We start from the raw sequence: 635 nt of genomic DNA, 5'->3' as shown, positions 1-635 counted from the left end.
ACATCAATGAACTGTAGTATATGTAAAGGTGTTTTTAGCGAACAAGAGCTAAAAACTATCGAAGAGTCATACATGTGTAAGCCTTGTTTCTCAGCTCAATTAGAACGAGCTTTTTCTCCTATAGGTATGCGGAAAAAGAACCCTGACGGAAGTAAGATATTAACAAGCAAGAGAAATGCTCGAATAGGTCGAGTAGAGTACGCGTTTTTCATGATCATAATTTGGTTGCTGCTGCCAGCATTTACGCAATTTATCTTGGCAGAAGCTCTAACTTACGAGGTGATTAATAGTTTCCTTCCACAATTTGTATTTGATGCATTGAAGGATTTTCAGCCGTTACAACTAATAAATCACGAAGGGCGGTATACTGTTTTTTACAGTGTTATAGATTTATGGTTTATTCAAATCCCTGCTTCTATCATTTATGCGGATGGTCGCGTTAAAGATATTGGTTGGAAGCCTTGGAGCGCATTTATACTTGGTTTACCAGTACTAAACTTTGTCCTTTGCGTTAAAAGAGGAAATTTGGATAAAAATGAGCATGGAGAACCAGTGGATAGGGCTTCTCTAAGCAAGCGATTTTTAGTATATAGCTCACCTATTTCAGTTCCTCTAATCCTATTTGGTCTTGGAAA

The 635-nt window shown here is 37.5% G+C and carries 1 protein-coding gene; it reads left to right on the top strand.

The window, feature by feature from the left end; translation table 11 throughout:
- Positions 1–72 precede the first annotated feature (72 nt).
- Positions 73–635: hypothetical protein (locus HC752_RS24345; RefSeq protein WP_190337754.1), on the top strand; the 563-nt coding region annotated here is incomplete at its 3' end.

Source organism: Vibrio sp. S9_S30 (genome assembly GCF_014694455.1).
GTDB lineage: Bacteria > Pseudomonadota > Gammaproteobacteria > Enterobacterales > Vibrionaceae > Vibrio.
Note: the sequence above shows the minus strand (reverse complement) of the source record. Positions and strands in the feature narration are given on the sequence as shown.